The sequence below is a fragment of the Streptomyces luteireticuli genome (genome assembly GCF_041519305.1).
GTDB classification, from domain to species: domain Bacteria; phylum Actinomycetota; class Actinomycetes; order Streptomycetales; family Streptomycetaceae; genus Streptomyces; species Streptomyces luteireticuli.
This window is the reverse complement of record NZ_CP167927.1, coordinates 6,284,203-6,302,455: the sequence shown is the minus strand read 5'-3', so window position 1 is coordinate 6,302,455 and position 18,253 is coordinate 6,284,203. Positions and strand designations below refer to the sequence as shown.

Here is an 18,253-nt window from a genome sequence, read left to right as displayed (position 1 = left end):
CGCGCGCCCTTCTCTCGCCTGTCGTCGGACCGGTCGGTCCGTGGGCACCGGGGCCGTCACGAAATGTCCGAATCGGTAGTGAATCCTAACTTCCGGGCGGCGCCGTCGGAAGTGGACCATGGTGGACAGCCGTGTAGTCCCCGGTACCGGGTTCAGCGATTCCGCTGGTCCCGCACGAGCTCGGCGAAGATCCGGTCCCGGTCGCGGTCGGGGTCGCGGAAGGTGTCCTTCACCGGGAAGTACTGCTTCTGCATCTTCCGCACGTCCTCCTCGGACAGGGTGGTCCGGCCCCCGTCGGACAGCGCCCTGCGCACCTCGGCGAGCTTGTCCTCGGTCATCTTCTTCCAGCGCGCCTGGCGGCGGGTGAGCTCCGCCTGCCCCCAGGACCGGGCGCCGCTGGCCCGGAACTCGTCGTCGGATATCTTCCCGATCAGCTTGTCCAGATACGGCTTGACGCTCTTCTCCACGAACTGGTCGTTGAAGGTGTCGAATCCGCTCTTCCCGTCCTTGCCCGGCTTCAGCACCGCGGCGAAGGCACCGGCGGCGACCTTGGCGATCTGGTCCCCGTACAGCTCGGTGCGGGCGTCCTGCTGCTCCCACACCTTCGCGTCGATCTTCTTCTTCAGCGCGGTCTCGTGGGCGCGGATGCGCTGCTTCTCCGCCTCGGAGGCGGCGCGGCCCTGGGACCGCTCGGAGATCCGGGCGACGGCCTCCTTCTTGGCCTTGGCCCACTTCTTCAGGGTGGCCACGTCGCTGTCCAGGACGCGCTTGAACTTCTCGTTGAGCTGCGGGAAGAGCTTCTCCAGGGCCTGCCCTTCGAGCCGGTTGCGCCACTGCGCGTCGCGGTGCGCCACCAGGTCCTTGACGGCGCCGTCCCACTGGCCGCGGTCGTGGTCCAGCTGCTTCTGCTCCGCGATCCACCCGGCGACCTCGCCGTACACGAGCTGCGCCAACTGCTCGGCCAGCAGGACGGGTTCGAGGAGCGGGGCGAACTCCGGCTGGGCCGTCATGGCGACCTGGAGCCCCTCGGCGACCGAGTCGAAGGCGAGGTTCGCGTAGTCGCCGGACTTGACGTCCTCGGCTATCGCGTAGCCGGTCGCGGCGATGCCCACGAACGGCAGGGCCTTCGCGCCCAGTTCGGCGGCGCGGCCGGCCTTGGCGCCCACCCGGGCGAGCAGACCGCTGTCGGTGGTGAGCTCGTGCGCGGCCCGGAGGTCGCGCTCGAAGGCCTCGCCCACCTTCGCGGAGAACTTCTCGAAGTCCTGGGAGCCGAGTTCGGCGCTCCTGGCGTCGTTCAGGACCTTGTTGGTCTCGCGCAGCGGCGACAGCAGCGCCTTGGGGTTCTTCTCGAACTCCTCCAGGGAGGTGACGTATTCGACGTCGTCGCCGTGCGCGCGCAGGCGTTCCCGCTGGGTGCGGGCGATGTCCTCGCTGCACGCCAGGGCCGGGGCCGAGCGCTTGGCCCGGCCCGAGGAGGCGCCCGTCGCGCAGACGCCGGTGCCCTCGGGCCAGCCCTTGCCCGCGAGCCACTGGCTCATGCCGGGGTGGGCGGGGTCGTCGATCCCCTCGATGTAGAGGTACTTCCGGGGGATGTCCCCCTTGTACGCCCAGGCGCCGTTGGTCGAGGCCCCGCCGAGCGGGCCGCCGCCGGCGTCCCCCTTGAGCGTGCCGCCGAAGACGCGGCCGTCCTTCTTCAGCGCGTCCCAGCGGACCTTGACCCTGACGGCGTGCCGTTCCGTCGCGGGGGCGGCCGTCCCGGTGTTCTTGCTGCGGTAGAAGGCCTCGCGGTCCTCCAGGGCGTTGGCGCCCTCGATGCCCTTCTTCGTGGAGTCCCACATGAAGACGTGCTCGTGGTGGGCGTTGTCCACGTACCCCGCGGGCAGCTTCCTCAGTTCGGCCGCCACGTCCTTGCCCTCGGCGAGCCAGCGGCTCTTGGTGGTCTGGAGGCCGTTCCTGCTCAGCGATTGACGCAGCTCGTCGAGATCGACCTCCCCGGCGGGCCGCTTGTCGATGACGATGTGGGTGTACTCGTCGGCGTGGGCCTGCTGGACGGCGGCCGCGCCGCCCGAGTCGCCGGACGGAGCCGCCTGGACGGCCGCCTCGCCGATGACGGCCAGCACCACGGCCGACGCCATGGCCGTGGTGATCACGCGGGAGACGGCACGCCTCTGCCCTGGGGTTCTCATGGACTTCCTCTGCCTGGAGCGGTGGGGGGAGCCGGACGGGGCCGGAATCAGATGCTCCGAATGCTGTCACCGGCCGCGCCGCCACCGCTGTCGTCCATGGGTCCGTCCGTTGTCGTCCACGGACCACACGCCTCCTCCTCCGGGAGGAGTCCCCGTCGCCCCACGGGCGGTGTCACCCCCGCCGCCCCGCCGGCGGCTTCCGGCTCCCCGCCCGGTACGGCGCCGGCCACTGCACCCCGGGTCCCGTGTACTCCTGGTCCGCCGCCGCGTGCAGCGTCCAGTGCGGGTCGTACAGATGCGGCCGTCCCACCGCGCACAGGTCCGCCCGCCCCGCCAGGATCAGCGAATTCACGTCGTCCCAGGACGAGATGAGCCCCACCGCGATCACCGGCACGCCCGCCTCCCGCCGGATCCGCTCCGCGAACGGCGTCTGGTAGGACCGCCCGAACGCCGGGCGTTCGTCCGGCACGACCTGTCCGGTCGAGACGTCGACCGCGTCCGCGCCGTGCTCGGCGAAGGCCCGGGCGACGACGACCGCGTCGTCGGCCGTGACGCCCCCGTCCGCCCAGTCGGTCGCGGAGATCCGCACGGTCATCGGCCGGTCCGCCGGCCACACCTTCCGGACCGCGTCGAAGACCTCCAGCGGATAGGCCAGCCGGTGACCGAGGTCGCCCCCGTAGGCGTCGTCGCGCCGGTTGGTCAGCGGCGAGATGAAGGACGACAGCAGATAGCCGTGCCCGCAGTGCAGCTCCAGCAGGTCGAACCCGGCGCGGGCGGCCGAGGCGGCGGAGGCGGCGAACTCCTCCCTTATCGTGCGCAGTTCGGAGCGCGACAGGGCGTGCGGCACCTGGTTCACCCCCGCCCGGTACGGCACCGCCGACGGCCCCACCACGGGCCAGTTGCCCTCCTCCAGCGGCTGGTCGATGCCCTCCCACATGAACTTGGTGGAGCCCTTGCGCCCGGAGTGCCCGATCTGTACGCCGATGGCCGTCCCGGCCGGCACCACCGGCCCGTGCACGAAGTCCGTGATGCGCCGCCAGGCCGTCTCGTGGGCGGGCGCGTACAGCCCCGTGCAGCCGGGCGTGATGCGCCCGCGCTCGCTCACGCAGACCATCTCCGTCATCACCAGCCCCGCCCCGCCCAGCGCGCGGGCGCCCAGGTGGACGAGGTGGAAGTCGCCGGGCACGCCGTCCACCGCGGAGTACATGTCCATCGAGGAGACGACGACCCGGTTGCGCAGGGTCAGTCCGCGCAGCCGGAACGGGGTGAACATCGGCGGTGTCCCGGGCGGGATCCCCGCCTCCTCCTCGACGGCGGCGACGAACTCCGCGTCGCGCAGCCGCAGGTTGTCGTGGGTGACCCGGCGGCTGCGGGTGAGCAGGTCGAAGGCGAACCGCCGGGGCGGCTGGTCGCGCCGCATCGCCAGTTCCTCGAACCACTCCAGGCTGGCCCGGGCCGCCCGCTGGGTGGACGCGACGAGCGGCCGCCGCTCGGCCTCGTACGCCGCCAGCGCGGCGGGTATGTCATGGTGCGCGGTCACCTGCCCGGCCAGGGACAGCGCGTCCTCGACGGCCAGCTTGGTGCCCGAGCCGATGGAGAAGTGCGCGGTGTGGGCGGCGTCGCCGATCAGCACCGTACGGCCGTACGACCAGCGCTCGTTGACGACCGTGCGGAAGGCGGTCCAGGCGGACCGGTTGGAGCGCAGCGGGGCGCCGCGCAGGACGTCGGAGAAGACCGCGCCGCAGGCGTCGAGGGTCTCGCCCTCGGACAGCCGGTCGAACCCGGCCCGGAGCCAGACCTCCTCGCGCATCTCGACGATGACGGTGGAGGCGCCGGGCGCGTACGGGTAGCCGTGGAGCTGCATGACGCCGTGCGGCGTCCCGGCGATCTCGAAGCGGAAGGCGTCCAGCGCGAGGTCGGCGGAGAGCCAGATGTAGCGGCAGCGGTGGGTGGTGACGGAGGGCCGGAAGTGGTCGGCGTGGGCGGCCCGCGTCCGGCTGTGGACGCCGTCGGCGGCGATCACCAGGTCGTGGTCGCGGGCGAGTTCGGCGGCGGGCGGCGCCTCGGTGCGGAAGCGCAGGCCGACGCCGAGACCCCGGCAGCGCTCGTGGAGGATCTCCAGCAGACGGCGCCGTCCCAGCGCGGCGAAGCCATGGCCGCCGGAGCGCAGCCGCCGGCCGCGGTGGACGATGTCGATGGCGTCCCAGCGGACGAACTCCCGGCGCAGCGCGGCATAGACCTCGGGGTCGGCGTCCTCGATGCCGCCGAGGGTCTCGTCGGAGAGGACGACGCCGAAACCGAAGGTGTCTTCGGGGGCGTTGCGCTCCCAGAGGGTGATCTCCCGCTCGGGGGCGTCCCGTTTGAGGAGGGCGGCGGCGTAGAGGCCGCCGGGGCCGCCGCCGATGACCGCGACGCGCATGGCTACGCCCCTCTCCACACGGGAGGCCGCCCTTCCGTGAACGCGGCGTGGAACTCGGCGTAGTCGGCGCTGTTCATCAGCAGCGCCTGGGTGGCGGCGTCCAGTTCGACGGCGGCGGCGAAGGGCATGTCGAGCTCGGCGGCCAGCAGGGCCTTGGTCTGGGCGTGGGCGAGGGCGGGGCCCTCGGCGAGGCGGCGGGCGAGGGCATGGGCCGCGGCGTCCGCCCCGCCCTCGTCCGTCATCTGGCTGATGAGGCCGATCCGTTCGGCCTCGGCGGCGCGGACGGTGTCGCCGAGCATCAGCAGCCGCGTGGCATGGCCGAGGCCGACGACGCGGGGCAGGAGATAGGCGGCGCCCATGTCGCCGCCGGAGAGCCCGACCCTGGTGAAGAGGAAGGCGAAGCGGGCGGTCGGGTCGGCGACGCGGAAGTCCGCGGCGAGCGCGAGCACGGCCCCGGCGCCGGCCGCGATGCCGTGCAGGGCGGCGACGACCGGGAAGGGGCACTCGCGCAGCGCCCGGACGGCCTGCCCGGTCATGCGGTTGAAGTCGAGCAGGCGGCCGGTGTCCATGGCGAGGGTGGCGCCGATGATCTCCTCGACGTCGCCCCCGGAGCAGAAGCCGCGCCCCTCGCCGCCGAGGACCAGGGCCCGTACGGACCCGTCGCGGGCCAGCTCGGGGAGCAGGTCGCGCAGGTCGGCGTAGGCGCCGAAGGTCAGGGCGTTGAGCCGGTCCGGGCGGGCGAGGGTGACGGTGGCGACGCCGGAGTCGAGGGTCAGGCGCAGGTGCCGCCATTCCTCGGTCGTGGACGCGGAGCCGGTGAACGGACTCATCGGGCACGGCCTCCTTCACAGCCATGGGCTGGTGTGGTGCGTGCCCGGTGAAGCTATCACCGAAGTGTGACTGTCGTCACGAGTGCGCGATAGGAACGGGGGTCTCCTCGACGACTCCGGCGGGCTCGGTGCGGGCGAGACAGGCGACGAGCACCGCCTTGATGGTGTGCATCCGGTTCTCGGCCTGGTCCCAGACGATGGAGTGCACGGACTCGAAGACCTCGTCGGTGACTTCGAGCGAGGTGAGGCCGTGCCGCTCGTGGATCTCCCGGGCGACGGTGGTGCCGAGGTCGTGGAAGGCCGGCAGGCAGTGCAGGAACTTCACGGCGGGGTTGCCGGTGGCCCGCAGGACGTCCATGGTCACCGCGTAGGGGGCGAGCAGGGCGATGCGCGCGTCCCACACCTCCTTGGGCTCCCCCATGGACACCCAGACGTCCGTGGCGAGGAAGTCGGCGTCGGCCACCCCCTCCCCGACGTCCGCGGTGAGCGTGATGCGGGCGCCGCTCCACCGGGCGAGCTGCCGGGCCCGCTCCACCACGGCGGGGGCGGGCCACAGCTCCTCGGGGGCGACGATGCGTACGTCCATGCCCAGCAGCGCGCCGGTGACCAGGTAGGAGTTGCCCATGTTGTAGCGGGCGTCGCCGAGGTAGGCGAAGGCGACGTGCTCCAGGGGCTTGGCGGTGTGCTCGGACATGGTGAGGACGTCGGCGAGCATCTGGGTCGGGTGCCACTCGTCGGTCAGCCCGTTGAAGACGGGCACCCCGGCGTACGCGGCCAGTTCCTCGACGACGTCCTGGCCGTGCCCCCGGTACTGGATCGCGTCGAACATCCGGCCGAGGACGCGCGCGGTGTCCTTGACCGACTCCTTGTGCCCGAGCTGCGACCCGGCGGGGTCGAGGTAGGTCGTCCGGGCCCCCTGGTCGGCGGCGGCGACCTCGAAGGCGCAGCGGGTGCGGGTGGAGGTCTTCTCGAAGATCAGCGCGATGTTCAGCCCGCCGAGCCGGGGCACCTCGGCGCCGGAGCGCTTGGCCGCCTTGAGCTCCGCCGCCAGCTCGATCAGGCCGTGGAACTCCCCGGCGGTCAGGTCCGTTTCCTTGAGCAGACTGCGGCCCGCGAGGTCTGTGGCCATGAGGACTCCCTGGAACTCTATGCGTCTGGTCGCAACATTATGCACTCATGGTTCCTCCGGCCCCTCCGACGGGGTCCCTCTCCACCGGGCAGCTCATACAGCGCGGCCCGCCCCTCCCCCGCCCCAGCTCACTGCCGGGGATGGTGATGACCTCGATTCCATGTTTGCGCAGATAGGTGTTGGTCGTCGCGTTGCGCTCGTAGGCGACCACCACGCCCGGCTCTATCGCCAGCACATTGCACCCGTCGTCCCACTGCTCCCGCTCCGCCTCGTGCACGTCCTGGCGGGCGGAGAGGACGCGGATGGAGTCCAGCCCGAGGGCGGCGGCGATGGCGCGGTGCATATGCTCCGGCGGATGGTCGGTGACCTTGAGCTCGCGCTCGCCGACGCCGGGCTCGATCGTGTACGAGCGCAGCATGCCCAGGCCCGCGTACTGGGTGAAGGTGTCGCCGTCCACCATGGTCATCACCGTGTCCAGGTGCATCTGCGCGCGCCGCTTGGGCATGTCCAGCGCCACGATCGTGCGGGCCGAGCCCGCCGCGAAGAGCCGGTGGGCGAGCATCTCCACGGCCTGCGGGGTGGTCCGCTCGCTCATCCCGATCAGCACCGCGCCCTCGCCGATCACCAGCACGTCCCCGCCCTCGATGGTGGACGGATAGGCGGCCTGGCCCTCGGACCAGATGTGGAACCCGCCGCCGCGGAACAGCGGGTGGTGCCGGTAGACGGCCTCGTAGTGCACGGTCTCGTGCCAACGCGCGGGCCAGCGCATGGCGTTGATGCACACACCGTCGTAGATCCAGGCCGAGGTGTCGCGGGTGAAGAGGTGGTTGGGCAGCGGATTGATCAGGAAGTCGTCGAGCTCCATCACATGGAAGCGCACGGAGACGGGCTCGGCGTACCCCTCCAGGAACTCGCGCTTGGTCATCCCGCCGACGAGCCACGAAGTCAGCTGCGGGACGGGCATCCGGTCGAAGGCCGCGCGCAGATGGCCGGTGGCCAGGGGGCCGTACTCCTTCTCGTCGAAGACCCGGTCCAGGACCAGGGAGCGGGCGGCGGGGGCGGCCAGGCTCTCCTCCAGCAGGTCCTGGAAGAGGTGCACCTCGACGCCGCGCTCGCGCAGCACGTCGGCGAACCCGTCGTGCTCGGCGCGGGCGCGGCGCACCCACAGCACGTCGTCGAAGAGGAGGGCGTCCTTGTTGGACGGGGTGAGCCGCTTCAGTTCCAGGTCCGGGCGGTGGAGGATGACGCGTCGCAGCCGCCCGGCCTCGGAATCGACATGGAATCCCATCCCTCCATCCTCACCTGATTCAGTCCCGTTCACCCCGGTCGCCGCCGCGGAATGTGAGCGCGGCCGCCAGGGCGAGCGCGGCGGCCACGGCGGCGAACACCCAGCCGGCGCGCAGGGTTCCCAGGCCGAGGCGGTGGGCGCCGCCGCCCAAGCCGACGAGCACGGCCGTGCCGAGGGCGGTGCCGGCCTGCCGGGAGACCATCAGCACCCCCGAGCCCAGCGACATCCTCCGCTCCGGCAGCCGCCCGGCGGCGGCGAACATCACCGACTGGCAGAGCGCGGTACCGACCCCGGCGAGGAGGAGCCCGGGCAGCACCGCGGAGGCGTAGTGCGCGCCCGCCGCCGGGCCGGCGGCAACAGCGGCCAGCCACCAGAGCGGGGCCGCCGTGAAGCAGAGCGCGCCCAGCGACGCCGTGGCGCGTTCGCCCACGGCCGCCACGAGCCGGCCGGACAGCAGCGAGACCACCAGCACCGTGCCGGGCCACGGCGCCAGGGCCAGGCCTGTGCGGCGGACGGACCAGCCCCACACGTCGGAGCAGAGGGTGGACGCCGCGAGCAGCATCGCGGCGTAGGCGAGGAAATAGACGAACAGGCCGAGGGCGGCGGCGGTGAAGCCGGGGGTGCGGAACAGCCGTGGATCGACGACCGGTTCGGGGACGCGCCGTACGTGCCGGACGCACAGCACCGTGGCCAGCAGCCCGGCGGCGAGCGTGCCGAGCGTCGCGGGCGAGGCGCGGCCCCAGTCGCCGGCCTCCACGACGGCGGTCGTCAGGGCGCCGACGGCGACGAGGACGAACACCGTGCCCAGCGGGTCGCGGCCCTGCCGGGGCCCCGGCACGGGGCTCGGCAGCAGGCGTGCGCCGGCCGCCAGGGCGGCGAGCACCACCGGCACGTTGACGAGGAAGACCCAGCGCCAGTCGGAGGCCGCGAGCAGCCCGCCGAGCACCGGGCCGCCACTGGCCGCGAGGGCGCTGATGGCCGTCCAGGCGCCGACGGCCGTGGCGCGCTCGCCGGCCGGGAAGGCGGGCAGCGCCAGGGAGAGGGAGGTGGGGACGAGGACGGCCGCGCCGATCCCCTGGACGGTCCGGGCGACGACCAGCCATCCCAGGCCGGGGGCGAGGCCGCAGCCGACGGAGGCCAGCCCGAACAGGGCGAGCCCGAGGAGAAACGAGCGCCGGCGGCCTGCCGCGTCGGCCAGCCGGCCGGCCGGGACGAGCAGGGCGGCGAGCACGACGGTGTAGGCGTTGAGCACCCAGGACAGACCGGCCGCGGACGCCGTGGGGAACTCCTCGCCGATGACGGGGAAGGCGACGTTGACGGCGGAGACGTCGAGCACGGCGAGGAACTGCGCGGCGGACGCGACGGCGAGGACCGCCCAGCGGCGGGGGTCGGGGGCGACGGCGGTGGCGGTGGCGGAGTGCGAAGGCGCCACCTCGGTGATCTTCATGCCCTCCAGCATCCGGAGCCCGTCCGCCCCGGACGAGTGGCAGGAACGACAACGGCCGGTACATTGCTGCCATGCCCTCGACAGCAGCGCCCTCGATAGCCGTGGCCGTGACGGACGGCATGCCGTTCTTCGAACTGGCCATCCCCTGCCACATCTTCGGCGGCGACCGGATGGACCTCCCCGACCCCTGGTACGACCTGCGGGTCTGCACCGTGGGCACGGAGGAGGAGGGCGCCGCCCGGGCCCGCTCCTGGTTCCGGACGCAGACGCCCTACGGGGCCGAGGAGTTGGTGACCGCCGACACCGTACTGGTGCCGGCCTCGGCCGACGTGCACGGCGACCCCCCGGCCGAACTGCTCGACGCCCTGCGCGAGGCGCACCGGCGCGGCGCCCGGCTGGTGTCGCTGTGCTCGGGCGCGTTCACCCTGGCGGCCACCGGGCTGCTCGACGGCCGGACCGCGACCACGCACTGGGCCTACGCCCGGCTCCTCGCCGAGCGCCACCCGGCGGTGCGGGTGGACCCGGCGGTGCTCTATGTGGACCACGGCGACATCATCACCGGGGCCGGCTCGACCGCGAGCATCGACGTCTGTCTGCACCTGGTCCGCGAGGACTTCGGCGTCGAGGCGGCCAACGCGGTGGCCCGGCAGCTGGTGGCACCGGCCCACCGGCCGGGCGGGCAGGCCCAGTTCATCGAGGCCCCCCTGCCCGAGCGGGGCGACGACTCCCTGGCGCCGCTCCTCCACTGGGCGGTGGAACGGCTGGCGGACCCGCTGACCGTCACCGACCTGGCGCGCCGCGCCCACACCAGCCCCCGCACCCTGGCCCGGCGCTTCCGGGCGGCGACCGGCACGACCCCGATGCAGTGGCTCCAGGCCCAACGGGTCGCCAGGGCCCGGGAGTTGCTGGAGGGCGGCGACACCCCGGTGGAGCGCGTGGCCCAGCTGTGCGGCCTGGGCACGGCGGCGAACCTGCGCCGCCGCTTCACCAAGCTGGTGGGCGTGGCGCCGCACGACTACCGCAGGGCGTTCCGGGCGAAGGGAGCGGCGTAGGAGGCGGGACGGGGGGGCACGGCCGGGCGCAGCGCCTCCCTAACCGCGCCCCTCCACCAGCGCGGCCAACTCCCCGATGCGCTCCGGTCCGACCCGGCAGCAGCCCCCCACCAGCCGGGCCCCCGCCTCCACCCATGCGCCGACCCTCCCGGGGTCGTACGTCGCCGGGCCGCGCCACCGCCGGGCCCCCGCATCCCACCCCTCCCCGCTGTTCGGGTAGACCACGACCGGCTTCCCGGTCACCCGTGCCGCGATCTCCACGGCGCCCGTCACATCCTCCGGCGCACAGCAGTTGACGCCGACCGCTACCACCTGATCGTTCTCCGCCGCGGGGGCGAACGCCTCCTCCAGCGGCTGCCCGGCCCGGGTCTCGCCCCCGGAGCAGCTGTACGTCAGCCACACCGGCACCCCGCAGCCGCGCACGGCCCGCAGCAGGGCCCGGCCTTCCTCCGCGTCGGGCACGGTCTCCAGGGCCAGCACATCCGGCCCGGCGGCGGCCAGTGCCTCGATCCGGGGACGGTGGAACCGCTCCAGCTCCCCCGCCCCCACCCCGTACCGCCCCCGGTACTCGCTGCCGTCCGCGAGCATCGCCCCGTACGGCCCGACGGATGCGGCGACCCACACCTCCTGCTCCGCCGCCCCGCTCGCCCGCCGGGCCAGCACGACGCTGCGCCGCAGCAGGGCCTCGGCCTCCGTCCGCCCCAGCCCCCGCCGGGCGAACCCCTCCAGGCTGGCCTGGTAGCTCGCGGTGATCAACACCCGGGCGCCCGCCCGTACATACGCCGCGTGGGCACGCTCGATCTGCCCGGGGTCGTCCGCGAGCAGCCGGGCCGACCAGAGCGCGTCCGACAAGTCGCAGCCCTGTGCCTCCAGTTGGTTGGACAGCCCGCCGTCGAGGACCAGCGGCCCGCGGGCCAGCGCCTCGGCCAGCGGAGTGCGTGGCACGGATGTCATGACCGCGCTCCCTTCCCTCCTCCCCCTCCTCGGCGTCAGCCCAGCTGGGACTGGACCTGGGAGGAGATCAGCTCCAAGTGGTCGAGGTCGTCCAGGTCGAGGATCTGGAGGTAGGCGCGGGAGGACCCGATCCCGGCGTACCGGCCGAGCTTGTCGACCACTTCGGCCGGGGAACCGGCCAGTCCGTTCTCCTTCAGCTCGTCGACCTCACGGCCGATGGCCGCCGCCCGGCGGGCCACCTCCGCGTCGTCCCGGCCCACGCAGACGACCAGTGCGTTGGAGTACACCAGGTCGCCGGGCTTGCGCCCCGCTTCCTCGGCCGCGGCCCGCACCCGGCCGAACTGCCGCTCGCTGTCCTCGACCGACGAGAAGGGCACATTGAACTCGTCGGCGTACCGGGCGGCGATCCTGGGCGTCCGGGTCGCTCCCAGGCCGCCGATCAGCACCGGCACCCGCTCCTGGGCCGGCTTGGGCAGCGCCGGGGAATCGGCCAGCCGGTAGTACCTCCCGTCGAAGTCGAACTTCTCGCCGACCGGCGTCCCCCACAGCCCCGTGACGATCGCGAGCTGCTCCTCCAGCCGCCCGAACTTCTCCTTGGGGAAGGGGATTCCATAGGCGGTGTGCTCCTCGGCGTACCACCCGGCGCCCAGCCCCAGCTCGATCCGGCCGCCCGACATCCGGTCCACCTGGGCCACCTGGATGGCCAGCACGCCCGGGAGCCGGAACGTCCCGGCGGTCATCAGCGTGCCGAGCCGGATGCGGCTGGTCTCGCGGGCGAGTCCGGCCAGGGTGATCCAGGCGTCGGTCGGGCCGGGCAGGCCGTCCGAGGAACCCATCGCCAGATAGTGGTCGGAGCGGAAGAAGGCGTCGAAGCCGAGGTCCTCGGTGGCCTTGGCCACACGGAGCAGGGTGTCGTAGTCGGCGCCCTGCTGGGGCTCGGTGAAAATGCGCAGGTCCATACCTCCATCCTGCACTCTCGAACACACGTCAACCGCACACCCCCCGCCCCGCCGCTCCCACCCCTGGCGGGTGAATATCGCCCGCCCGTACCGAACGCCCCGTCACCGGCCAGTGTCCGGCGTGCACAGTGATCGTTGGCCTCGGCGGAGCCGGACCGCCCGGCCCGCGCACCGGTGTTCCCTGCCGGAGGCGACGACCGCAACGCCGCCCTCCCGGACCGGGAGGGCCCGGGGCCGAGGAGGCCAGATGCACCAGGAAGCCGTGCCCGACGAGGTAGTGACCGAGGCGGCGAGCGCCCCGGCCGCCGCCCCGCAACAGGGCGCACCCAAGGGCCTGCTGCAACAGATGGAGGAGCTGATGGCAGCGCTGAACGCCGATCTGACCCAGCTCGACGCCGATCTGCAGTCGTCCGCGGAGCGGCCCTCTCCCCATGGGGACGCCGCCGGCTGATCCCCCGCGCCTCATGCGGCGCCTCCTCTCTCCCTCAGGGTGAGCCGTCTCAGCAGGCCGCTCACCCGGTCGCCGGTCTCGTCGGCCGCGTCGATGGCCTCGATGCACTGCCAGTAGAGGCCGTCCTCCTCGCAGGCGCAGGCGACGCCCACCAGGGCGATGCCCACCTCTCCGAGGAGCACGCCGAGATCGGTCAACGTGCCCCAGGGATCCCGGACTTCGGAGAGTCTCGCGGCCCGTAACCCTCCGGCGCGCAGCGCGATCTGGCGCAGCGCACCGGAGGTCCTCCCGCCCGCCTCGCTGAGGTGGCCCGCGGCCGCCCGCGCCGCGAAGGGCCCCTGGCTCGCGAGATGCGCGCCGACGGCCTGGGCCAGAGCCTGTGTCTGCCATGCCTCGGCGACGATGTCCTCCATCGACCTGGCCCGCGCCAGGGCAAGTCGGGTGGCCTCGATCAACCGCAGTGCGTCCATGCCCGGTCCCCCAGTTCCCGCCGTTGCGCTCTCACTACCCAGAGTGATGACTAACCGCCGGAAAAGCCAGGGGAATTCAGAAATCTGTGGATACCAAATGCACTGTGGACAACTCAATCACTCCGGAGAGTGACGATCCGGCGAACCCTGACCCTCCGGGGCCCGCTCCCCGGGTACCGGAAACCGCCGCTCGTTCCTGTCGATCTTGGCGGACAGCGCGGCGAGGGGGTCGATCCCCAGCACCCCGCAGAACTGCAGCAGGTACGCCAGGACGTCCGCGACCTCGTCCGTCACCCGGTCCGCGGCCGCCGCGTCCGCCATCACACGGGCCGACTGCTCCGGCGTCAACCACTGGAAGATCTCCACCAGTTCGGCCGCCTCGACGCTGAGGGCCGAGGCCAGGTTCTTGGGGGTGTGGAAGGGCTGCCAGTCGCGGGCCGCCGCGAAGTCGGCCAGCCGGCGCTGCAGCGCGGCGAGGCCCCCGGCCGTCTCCGGAAGCCCATCGGCCCCGGCCGCCTCAGTACCCTCTGGGATCCCCTTGTTCTTCATCATTCCCCCAGGTCTACCATCGCGGCACCCGGCACCTCCGCCGCCACCCGTCCCGCCTCCTCGCCCACCGTCCCCACCAGCCTGATGTGCCCCCGCTCGCACATCCGCGCCGCCAGCCCCACCAACTCCCGCGCCTGGCGCGGATCGAGGCACCGGTCGAGGCCGTCGGCGAGGACGGTCAGCGCCTGCCGGGCGGGGAGCACCTCGGCCGCCGCGTCGACGGCGAGCACCTCGGGCCCGGTCAACAGGACCAGGCACAGCGCCAGATAGCGCAGCTCGCCGTCCCCGAGCCGCTCCAGCGGCGTCGCCGGCCCCGCACCGCGGGCCAGGACCGCCCGGACGAAGCCGCCGTCGAGCCCTTCCACCCCCAGCCCCTCGACCCGTCCGCGGCATCCGGCACCCGCCGCCGTGACCAGGACCGCGTGCCGGATGGCGCACTCGCTGCCGGTACGGCCCAGCACGGCGGCGACGTTGTCGCACGCGCCGCGCAGCCGGCCGTCCCGGGCCGCGGCCGGCGCCCGCATCAGCTCGGGCCGCGGGTCGCAGGCGAAGACCGAGCGCAGGGCGACCACCACCTGCTCCGCGGCGCCCAGCACCAGCCGCTGGCCCGGCGTCTTGCCCGCCACCCGCAGCGGCAGCAGGGCGGTGCCCAGCCGGTCGTCGGGCAGGGGCGCCCGGGTGACCGGAACGGCCCCGGCCGTGTGCCAGGCCGCCTCGACCGTCGGCAGCCCCGGGTCGCGCAGCGCCGTGGACAGCAGCGTCCGGCCGGCGCCGGTCAGCCGTTCGCCGACCACCCGCGTCTCCGGCTCGGCCTGGACGGCCAGGTCCAGCCGCACGGGACCGGCGGGCCCCTCGACCGTGCAGCCGATCCGGAAGCCGCGCCGCCCCTGCGCGTCGGGCCGCGCCCGGTGCGGAACGCAGGCCGCGGCGCCGCCCGCCGGGGCCAGCGCCTCGGCCAGGGAACCACCGCCCGCGAGACGCGCCAGGGCCTCGTACGCCTGGAGCGCGCTGGACTTTCCGGTGCCACTCGCGCCCCGGAAGAACGTCAGCGGGCCCAGCGCGAAGGTGGCGTTGCGGTGCGACTTGAAGGCGGAGAGCCGCAGTTCGGTGACGACGGGGCGCGGGGGCCGGGAGGCGTCCGGTCGGGCACGGCGTGCGTCCATGCCCGGACCGTATGGCGCGACCGGTCAGCCAAACCGTTTCAGCTGATCATTCTTCCTACGATCGGGGTACGTGGCGGCGACCTCGGTCCCCTCGGGCGCGAGCAGGAAGACGTTGGTGTCCACCCGGTGCATGCCGCTGCCGAGCCCGAAGACGACGCCGCTGGAGAAGTCGAGGATGCGCTTGGCCACGTCGATGTCGGCACTGGTGAGGTCCAGCAGCACGGGCACCCCGGCGATCAGGTGCTCCGCGACCTCGCGCGCGTCGGCGAAGAACTGCACCCGCAGGATGACGAGCTTGTGCTGGTTCGCTGACGTTTCCGGCTCCTCCTCGGGAAGCGACCGGTGGTTGGCCCAGGACGGCCAGGTGTGGTGGCCGCGCAGGGGCACGACCTCGGCCAGCCCCTCCCACTGCTCGTCGGTGGCCTCTGACCTGTTCACCGGATCACCCCTCCGGGGAACGCGCTCGTTATGTACATCCGGCGATTCTAGGGAGCGACGCCCCCATTCGGCCCACTGACACGCACCGCGCCCGGATCGCTGCGTTTCCTCCCGAATTCTCCCTTTGCCGTAGTGACCGCCGTGGCGACGCGGGCGCCACCCCGCACATCTGACAGAGCATCACCGCACGCCGGTGGGGCCACGCCACCCGATCGAGGGAATACACGTAGAGTAGTTGCTCGATTACCATGTGCACATGCCCTGGTGGAGTCGCGCTCTCGCGCGGACCGTCGCGCGCACGGTGACGGCCGCGCTGCTCTCCCTGCTGCTCGTCGTGTCCGGCGGCGTCGAGGCCGCCGCACTCGACGGCGCCGCCGAGGAGGGGGCCGTCTCCACTGAGCTGACCGTCTGCGACGACCGCGCTCCGGACGTTCTCGTGCCGGAGAGCCGGGCCATGGGCGTACCACAGCGGTGTCTTCAGCGGCCTGATGCCCCGTCGGCCTCCGCGCCGTCGCCGGACCGCCCGGACGCTCCCCGTCCTCTCTCCGCCCCGCCTCGCGCCGAAGGCGCGCGCAACGCCGTCCTGCGCTGCTGAGGAGCGCCGCGCCGTCCCGCCCGCCGGGCCGACGGCGCTCCGACGTTCCCCAGACCGCAGGCACGAGAGCAGAGAAGACGATGCCCCTCGACCCCACGCGGGCCGTGGGCGCCTACCTGCGCGCCCAGGCATACCGCGACCAACTCCGTCCCGTTCCCGACCCACTTCCACCGGAGCCCTCTTCGCCCCCCGTCCCTCCGGAAGCCGCCACGGTTCCCCCGGCCCCGGCCCCGGCCCCCGCGCCCGCTCCGGCGAACCCCTTCATCCGGTTCCTGCTGCGGCTGCGCGGCGGCCGGCCGGCGACGCGGCGCGCCGGTGACGCGGGGCCGTGCGCCCCGCCGTCGGCCTGACGGAAGCCACGCGTCTCCCGGGATGGGCGCACACCGCCCGCTCCGGGAGACGCGGAGACGCGTAGCGAGACAGTCCCGCGTCCCAAAAAATTTTTACCGTTCCTGCAAATACCCAGGAAACAGCCGGTACTTCGCTGTTCAAATTCCCCAAATACCGTGCCGGCGCGCTGTCTCAGCTGGCCTCCAAACCGTATTTTCCAGTGCGGTATAGGGGCTTGTGAGGCGGTCCGCTCGTACACTGGACCGATGAAGGCAATGATCGCATGGTGGGATCTCAGCGCATCGCAGCAGAATGCCGAGACGCTGCGTGATTTTCTTCGTGAAGAAGCCCGGCAGTCCTGGTCGGACATCCCCGGTCTGGTGCTGAAATTCTGGGTGTCCGCACCGGAGCAGAACCGCTGGGGGGCGGTGATGATCTGGGAGTCCGAGGAGGCCGCCGCCAAGGCGTCCCTCCCCCGCAGCGCGGGCGAGATCATAGGCCACGCTCTCGACTTCCGGGAGTGGTTCGACGTGGAGGCGACGGTCGAGGGAGATCATGGTCTGCCTTCCCTCGGCGGCCTCGGGACGGCGCTCCTGCCGCAGGTTCAGCGGCAGTTGGAGAACTACTGACGCCACGGTCGCGGCGCACGGCGGTCCCTCGCCGCGGAGCGGCGGAGACGCCGATGACTGGTACGCCGATGACGCACACACCGGCAATCTCTTCCGGACAACCTCCGCCAATGGCCCGGTGCTTCCCCCGGAGAGGAGATCCGATCGCCGGAGTCCGCAATGGGGCAGGGAATTCCGAGAAAAAGAAGCCCGGCGATTCCCGCCGTACGGACGCCCGCATCCACCGGCCCGGCAGGGGTCGCCGGGCGCCCGGAAACACATGACGGCGGGGCCGTGGCGACCGTCCGGTCCTCCACGTTCCCCGCCGTCGTCACCCGGCGGTCAGGCCTCCGTGAACGCCGGGCGGACCGCCGGACGGCCGAACTCCCGCCAGATCCACACCTGCCCGAGGGCGACGGCGACCAGTGTCGGGAGCACCGTCGCCGACAGCAGGGTGAGCGACGCGTCGTCCGCGATCGCCCGGGACAGCGCCAGATCCCCCGCGCCGGAGCGGGTGGCCAGGACGGTGCTCCCGTGGGCGAAGCCCACCATGACCGGCAGGGCGAGCAGCGGGACGCCGCCCAGGAGCAGGGCCGGCACCGTGCGCCCGGCGCCCCGGGCGAGGTGGGAGGCGTAGACGCAGACGGCGGCGACGACACCGACGGTCACCGGGGAGTCGGTGACCGCGGCGCCGACGGCGGCGGTCACCAGGAGCAGCCCGGCCAGGACCGGGGTGAGGACCTTCGCGGTCCGGTCGAGCCGGGCGCGCAGCGCGTCCCCCTCGGGCAGCCCGCGGCCGGCGAAGAGGGCGCCCTGACGCAGTCCGGCCACGACGACCAGGGCCGCGCAGAGCAGGCTGAAGGGGTGGAAGATGTCGCCCGCGGTGGCGTCGGCCCGGCCGTTGTCACCGGTGGACAGGCCCCGCACCAGCGTCGCCAGGACGATGCCCCAGCCGGCCGCCAGGACGAGGCTGGTCACGGGGAGCACCGCGTCCCAGGCGCGCCTCCAGGCCGTGCCCGGCGAGGCGTGGCGGAACCACAGGGCGGCGTCGCGCAGGAACCAGGCGCACAGCAGGACGACCACGGGGGTCCGCTGCGCGTGCAGCAGTTCCCCCTCCAGCAGGGGCAGGGCCCCGAACAGGAGCCCGCCGAAGGCCACCAGCCACACCTCGTTCACGAGGAAGAGGGGGACGATCGTGCGGCGGAGCCGTACGCGGCCGGCCTCCGTATCGGCGAGCGGGATCAGCATCCCCACCCCGAAGTCGATGCTCTCCAGCACCAGATAGCCGGTGAGGAGCAGCCCGACGAGGGCATACCAGAAGACATCCACGGGTGATTCCCCTGTCAGCGTGCGGACATGGTCTAAGGGACGGTGTCTGAGGGACG

Annotated in this window: 17 protein-coding genes; 4 read left to right on the top strand and 13 right to left on the bottom strand. The window is 73.0% G+C overall.

Translation table 11 applies throughout. The annotated features are described in order from the left end of the window. Positions 1–152 precede the first annotated feature (152 nt). The 6 genes from AB8735_RS28370 to AB8735_RS28345 all read right to left on the bottom strand — a co-directional run bounded on the left by AB8735_RS28370 (position 153) and on the right by AB8735_RS28345 (position 9,299). On the bottom strand, positions 153–2,150 hold the full coding sequence (locus AB8735_RS28370; RefSeq protein WP_372410204.1) for a hypothetical protein: 1,998 nt from the start codon (positions 2,148–2,150) through the stop codon (positions 153–155). 208 nt (positions 2,151–2,358) lie between these two features. Continuing rightward, a complete protein-coding gene (locus AB8735_RS28365; protein ID WP_372410203.1) occupies positions 2,359–4,605 on the bottom strand; it encodes a bifunctional salicylyl-CoA 5-hydroxylase/oxidoreductase in 2,247 nt (748 codons plus the stop codon). 2 nt (positions 4,606–4,607) lie between these two features. Next, a complete protein-coding gene (locus AB8735_RS28360; protein ID WP_344025143.1) occupies positions 4,608–5,435 on the bottom strand; it encodes an enoyl-CoA hydratase family protein in 828 nt (275 codons plus the stop codon). Between the two features lie 76 nt (positions 5,436–5,511). Beyond that, positions 5,512–6,564, bottom strand: a complete 1,053-nt coding sequence (gene argF, locus AB8735_RS28355) for an ornithine carbamoyltransferase (RefSeq protein ID WP_372410201.1) — start codon at positions 6,562–6,564, stop codon at positions 5,512–5,514. A gap of 37 nt (positions 6,565–6,601) precedes the next feature. Continuing rightward, positions 6,602–7,852 carry an arginine deiminase gene (locus AB8735_RS28350; RefSeq protein ID WP_372410199.1) on the bottom strand — a complete coding sequence of 417 codons (1,251 nt, stop codon included), beginning with the start codon at positions 7,850–7,852 and terminating at the stop codon, positions 6,602–6,604. A gap of 19 nt (positions 7,853–7,871) precedes the next feature. Next, positions 7,872–9,299, bottom strand: coding sequence for an MFS transporter (locus AB8735_RS28345; RefSeq protein ID WP_372410198.1), 1,428 nt, complete (start codon positions 9,297–9,299; stop codon positions 7,872–7,874). Between the two features lie 71 nt (positions 9,300–9,370). On the opposite strand from AB8735_RS28345, the gene AB8735_RS28340 reads away from it, so the two are divergent. Continuing rightward, positions 9,371–10,351 (top strand): GlxA family transcriptional regulator, encoded by a 981-nt coding sequence (locus AB8735_RS28340; protein ID WP_372410197.1) that lies wholly within the window; start codon positions 9,371–9,373, stop codon positions 10,349–10,351. Positions 10,352–10,390: 39 nt separating this feature from the next. Here the strand turns inward: AB8735_RS28340 and mmuM are convergent, their stop codons facing one another. Further along, positions 10,391–11,305 carry a homocysteine S-methyltransferase gene (gene mmuM / locus AB8735_RS28335; protein ID WP_344025153.1) on the bottom strand — a complete coding sequence of 305 codons (915 nt, stop codon included), beginning with the start codon at positions 11,303–11,305 and terminating at the stop codon, positions 10,391–10,393. A 35-nt stretch (positions 11,306–11,340) separates the two neighbouring features. Next, positions 11,341–12,264, bottom strand: coding sequence for an LLM class F420-dependent oxidoreductase (locus AB8735_RS28330; protein ID WP_344025155.1), 924 nt, complete (start codon positions 12,262–12,264; stop codon positions 11,341–11,343). 247 nt (positions 12,265–12,511) lie between these two features. On the opposite strand from AB8735_RS28330, the gene AB8735_RS28325 reads away from it, so the two are divergent. Continuing rightward, entirely contained in the window at positions 12,512–12,715 is a 204-nt protein-coding gene (locus AB8735_RS28325; protein WP_344025157.1) for a hypothetical protein, read from the top strand. An 11-nt stretch (positions 12,716–12,726) separates the two neighbouring features. Here AB8735_RS28325 and AB8735_RS28320 read toward each other — a convergent pair whose 3' ends face one another. The 4 genes from AB8735_RS28320 to AB8735_RS28305 all read right to left on the bottom strand — a co-directional run bounded on the left by AB8735_RS28320 (position 12,727) and on the right by AB8735_RS28305 (position 15,335). After that, a complete protein-coding gene (locus AB8735_RS28320) occupies positions 12,727–13,185 on the bottom strand; it encodes a DUF6099 family protein (protein ID WP_344025159.1) in 459 nt (152 codons plus the stop codon). Positions 13,186–13,302: 117 nt separating this feature from the next. Next, positions 13,303–13,737 (bottom strand): nucleotide pyrophosphohydrolase, encoded by a 435-nt coding sequence (locus AB8735_RS28315; protein ID WP_372410195.1) that lies wholly within the window; start codon positions 13,735–13,737, stop codon positions 13,303–13,305. Then, complete coding sequence (locus AB8735_RS28310) at positions 13,734–14,897, bottom strand: ATP-binding protein (RefSeq protein ID WP_344025162.1); 1,164 nt, start codon at positions 14,895–14,897, stop codon at positions 13,734–13,736. Before AB8735_RS28310 ends, AB8735_RS28315 begins: the two co-directional genes overlap by 4 nt. Before the next feature lie 24 nt (positions 14,898–14,921). Further along, positions 14,922–15,335: a cell division protein SepF gene (locus AB8735_RS28305; RefSeq protein ID WP_344025164.1), complete on the bottom strand. Its 414-nt coding sequence runs from the start codon at positions 15,333–15,335 to the stop codon at positions 14,922–14,924. 256 nt (positions 15,336–15,591) lie between these two features. On the opposite strand from AB8735_RS28305, the gene AB8735_RS28300 reads away from it, so the two are divergent. Continuing rightward, positions 15,592–15,930, top strand: a complete 339-nt coding sequence (locus AB8735_RS28300; RefSeq protein WP_344025166.1) for a hypothetical protein — start codon at positions 15,592–15,594, stop codon at positions 15,928–15,930. 596 nt (positions 15,931–16,526) lie between these two features. After that, the gene (locus AB8735_RS28295) at positions 16,527–16,889 is read left to right on the top strand and encodes a hypothetical protein (protein ID WP_344025168.1); all 363 of its coding nucleotides are present in this window, start codon (positions 16,527–16,529) and stop codon (positions 16,887–16,889) included. 321 nt (positions 16,890–17,210) lie between these two features. Here AB8735_RS28295 and AB8735_RS28290 read toward each other — a convergent pair whose 3' ends face one another. Beyond that, complete coding sequence (locus tag AB8735_RS28290; protein ID WP_372410192.1) at positions 17,211–18,197, bottom strand: cytochrome d ubiquinol oxidase subunit II; 987 nt, start codon at positions 18,195–18,197, stop codon at positions 17,211–17,213. Positions 18,198–18,253: the final 56 nt, after the last annotated feature.

What these genes read in the sequence shown, in the direction of transcription:
- AB8735_RS28365 (WP_372410203.1), bottom strand. Translation starts at nt 4,605, where the DNA reads ATGCGCGTCGCGGTCATCGGCGGCGGCCCCGGCGGCCTCTACGCCGCC.
- AB8735_RS28345 (WP_372410198.1), bottom strand. Translation starts at nt 9,299, where the DNA reads ATGAAGATCACCGAGGTGGCGCCTTCGCACTCCGCCACCGCCACCGCC.
- AB8735_RS28340 (WP_372410197.1), top strand. Translation starts at nt 9,371, where the DNA reads ATGCCCTCGACAGCAGCGCCCTCGATAGCCGTGGCCGTGACGGACGGC.
- AB8735_RS28325 (WP_344025157.1), top strand. Translation starts at nt 12,512, where the DNA reads ATGCACCAGGAAGCCGTGCCCGACGAGGTAGTGACCGAGGCGGCGAGC.
- AB8735_RS28315 (WP_372410195.1), bottom strand. Translation starts at nt 13,737, where the DNA reads ATGATGAAGAACAAGGGGATCCCAGAGGGTACTGAGGCGGCCGGGGCC.
- AB8735_RS28295 (WP_344025168.1), top strand. Translation starts at nt 16,527, where the DNA reads ATGAAGGCAATGATCGCATGGTGGGATCTCAGCGCATCGCAGCAGAAT.
- AB8735_RS28320 (WP_344025159.1), bottom strand. Translation starts at nt 13,185, where the DNA reads ATGGACGCACTGCGGTTGATCGAGGCCACCCGACTTGCCCTGGCGCGG.
- AB8735_RS28300 (WP_344025166.1), top strand. Translation starts at nt 15,592, where the DNA reads ATGCCCTGGTGGAGTCGCGCTCTCGCGCGGACCGTCGCGCGCACGGTG.
- AB8735_RS28360 (WP_344025143.1), bottom strand. Translation starts at nt 5,435, where the DNA reads ATGAGTCCGTTCACCGGCTCCGCGTCCACGACCGAGGAATGGCGGCAC.
- AB8735_RS28330 (WP_344025155.1), bottom strand. Translation starts at nt 12,264, where the DNA reads ATGGACCTGCGCATTTTCACCGAGCCCCAGCAGGGCGCCGACTACGAC.
- mmuM (WP_344025153.1), bottom strand. Translation starts at nt 11,305, where the DNA reads ATGACATCCGTGCCACGCACTCCGCTGGCCGAGGCGCTGGCCCGCGGG.
- AB8735_RS28350 (WP_372410199.1), bottom strand. Translation starts at nt 7,852, where the DNA reads ATGGGATTCCATGTCGATTCCGAGGCCGGGCGGCTGCGACGCGTCATC.
- AB8735_RS28310 (WP_344025162.1), bottom strand. Translation starts at nt 14,897, where the DNA reads ATGGACGCACGCCGTGCCCGACCGGACGCCTCCCGGCCCCCGCGCCCC.
- argF (WP_372410201.1), bottom strand. Translation starts at nt 6,564, where the DNA reads ATGGCCACAGACCTCGCGGGCCGCAGTCTGCTCAAGGAAACGGACCTG.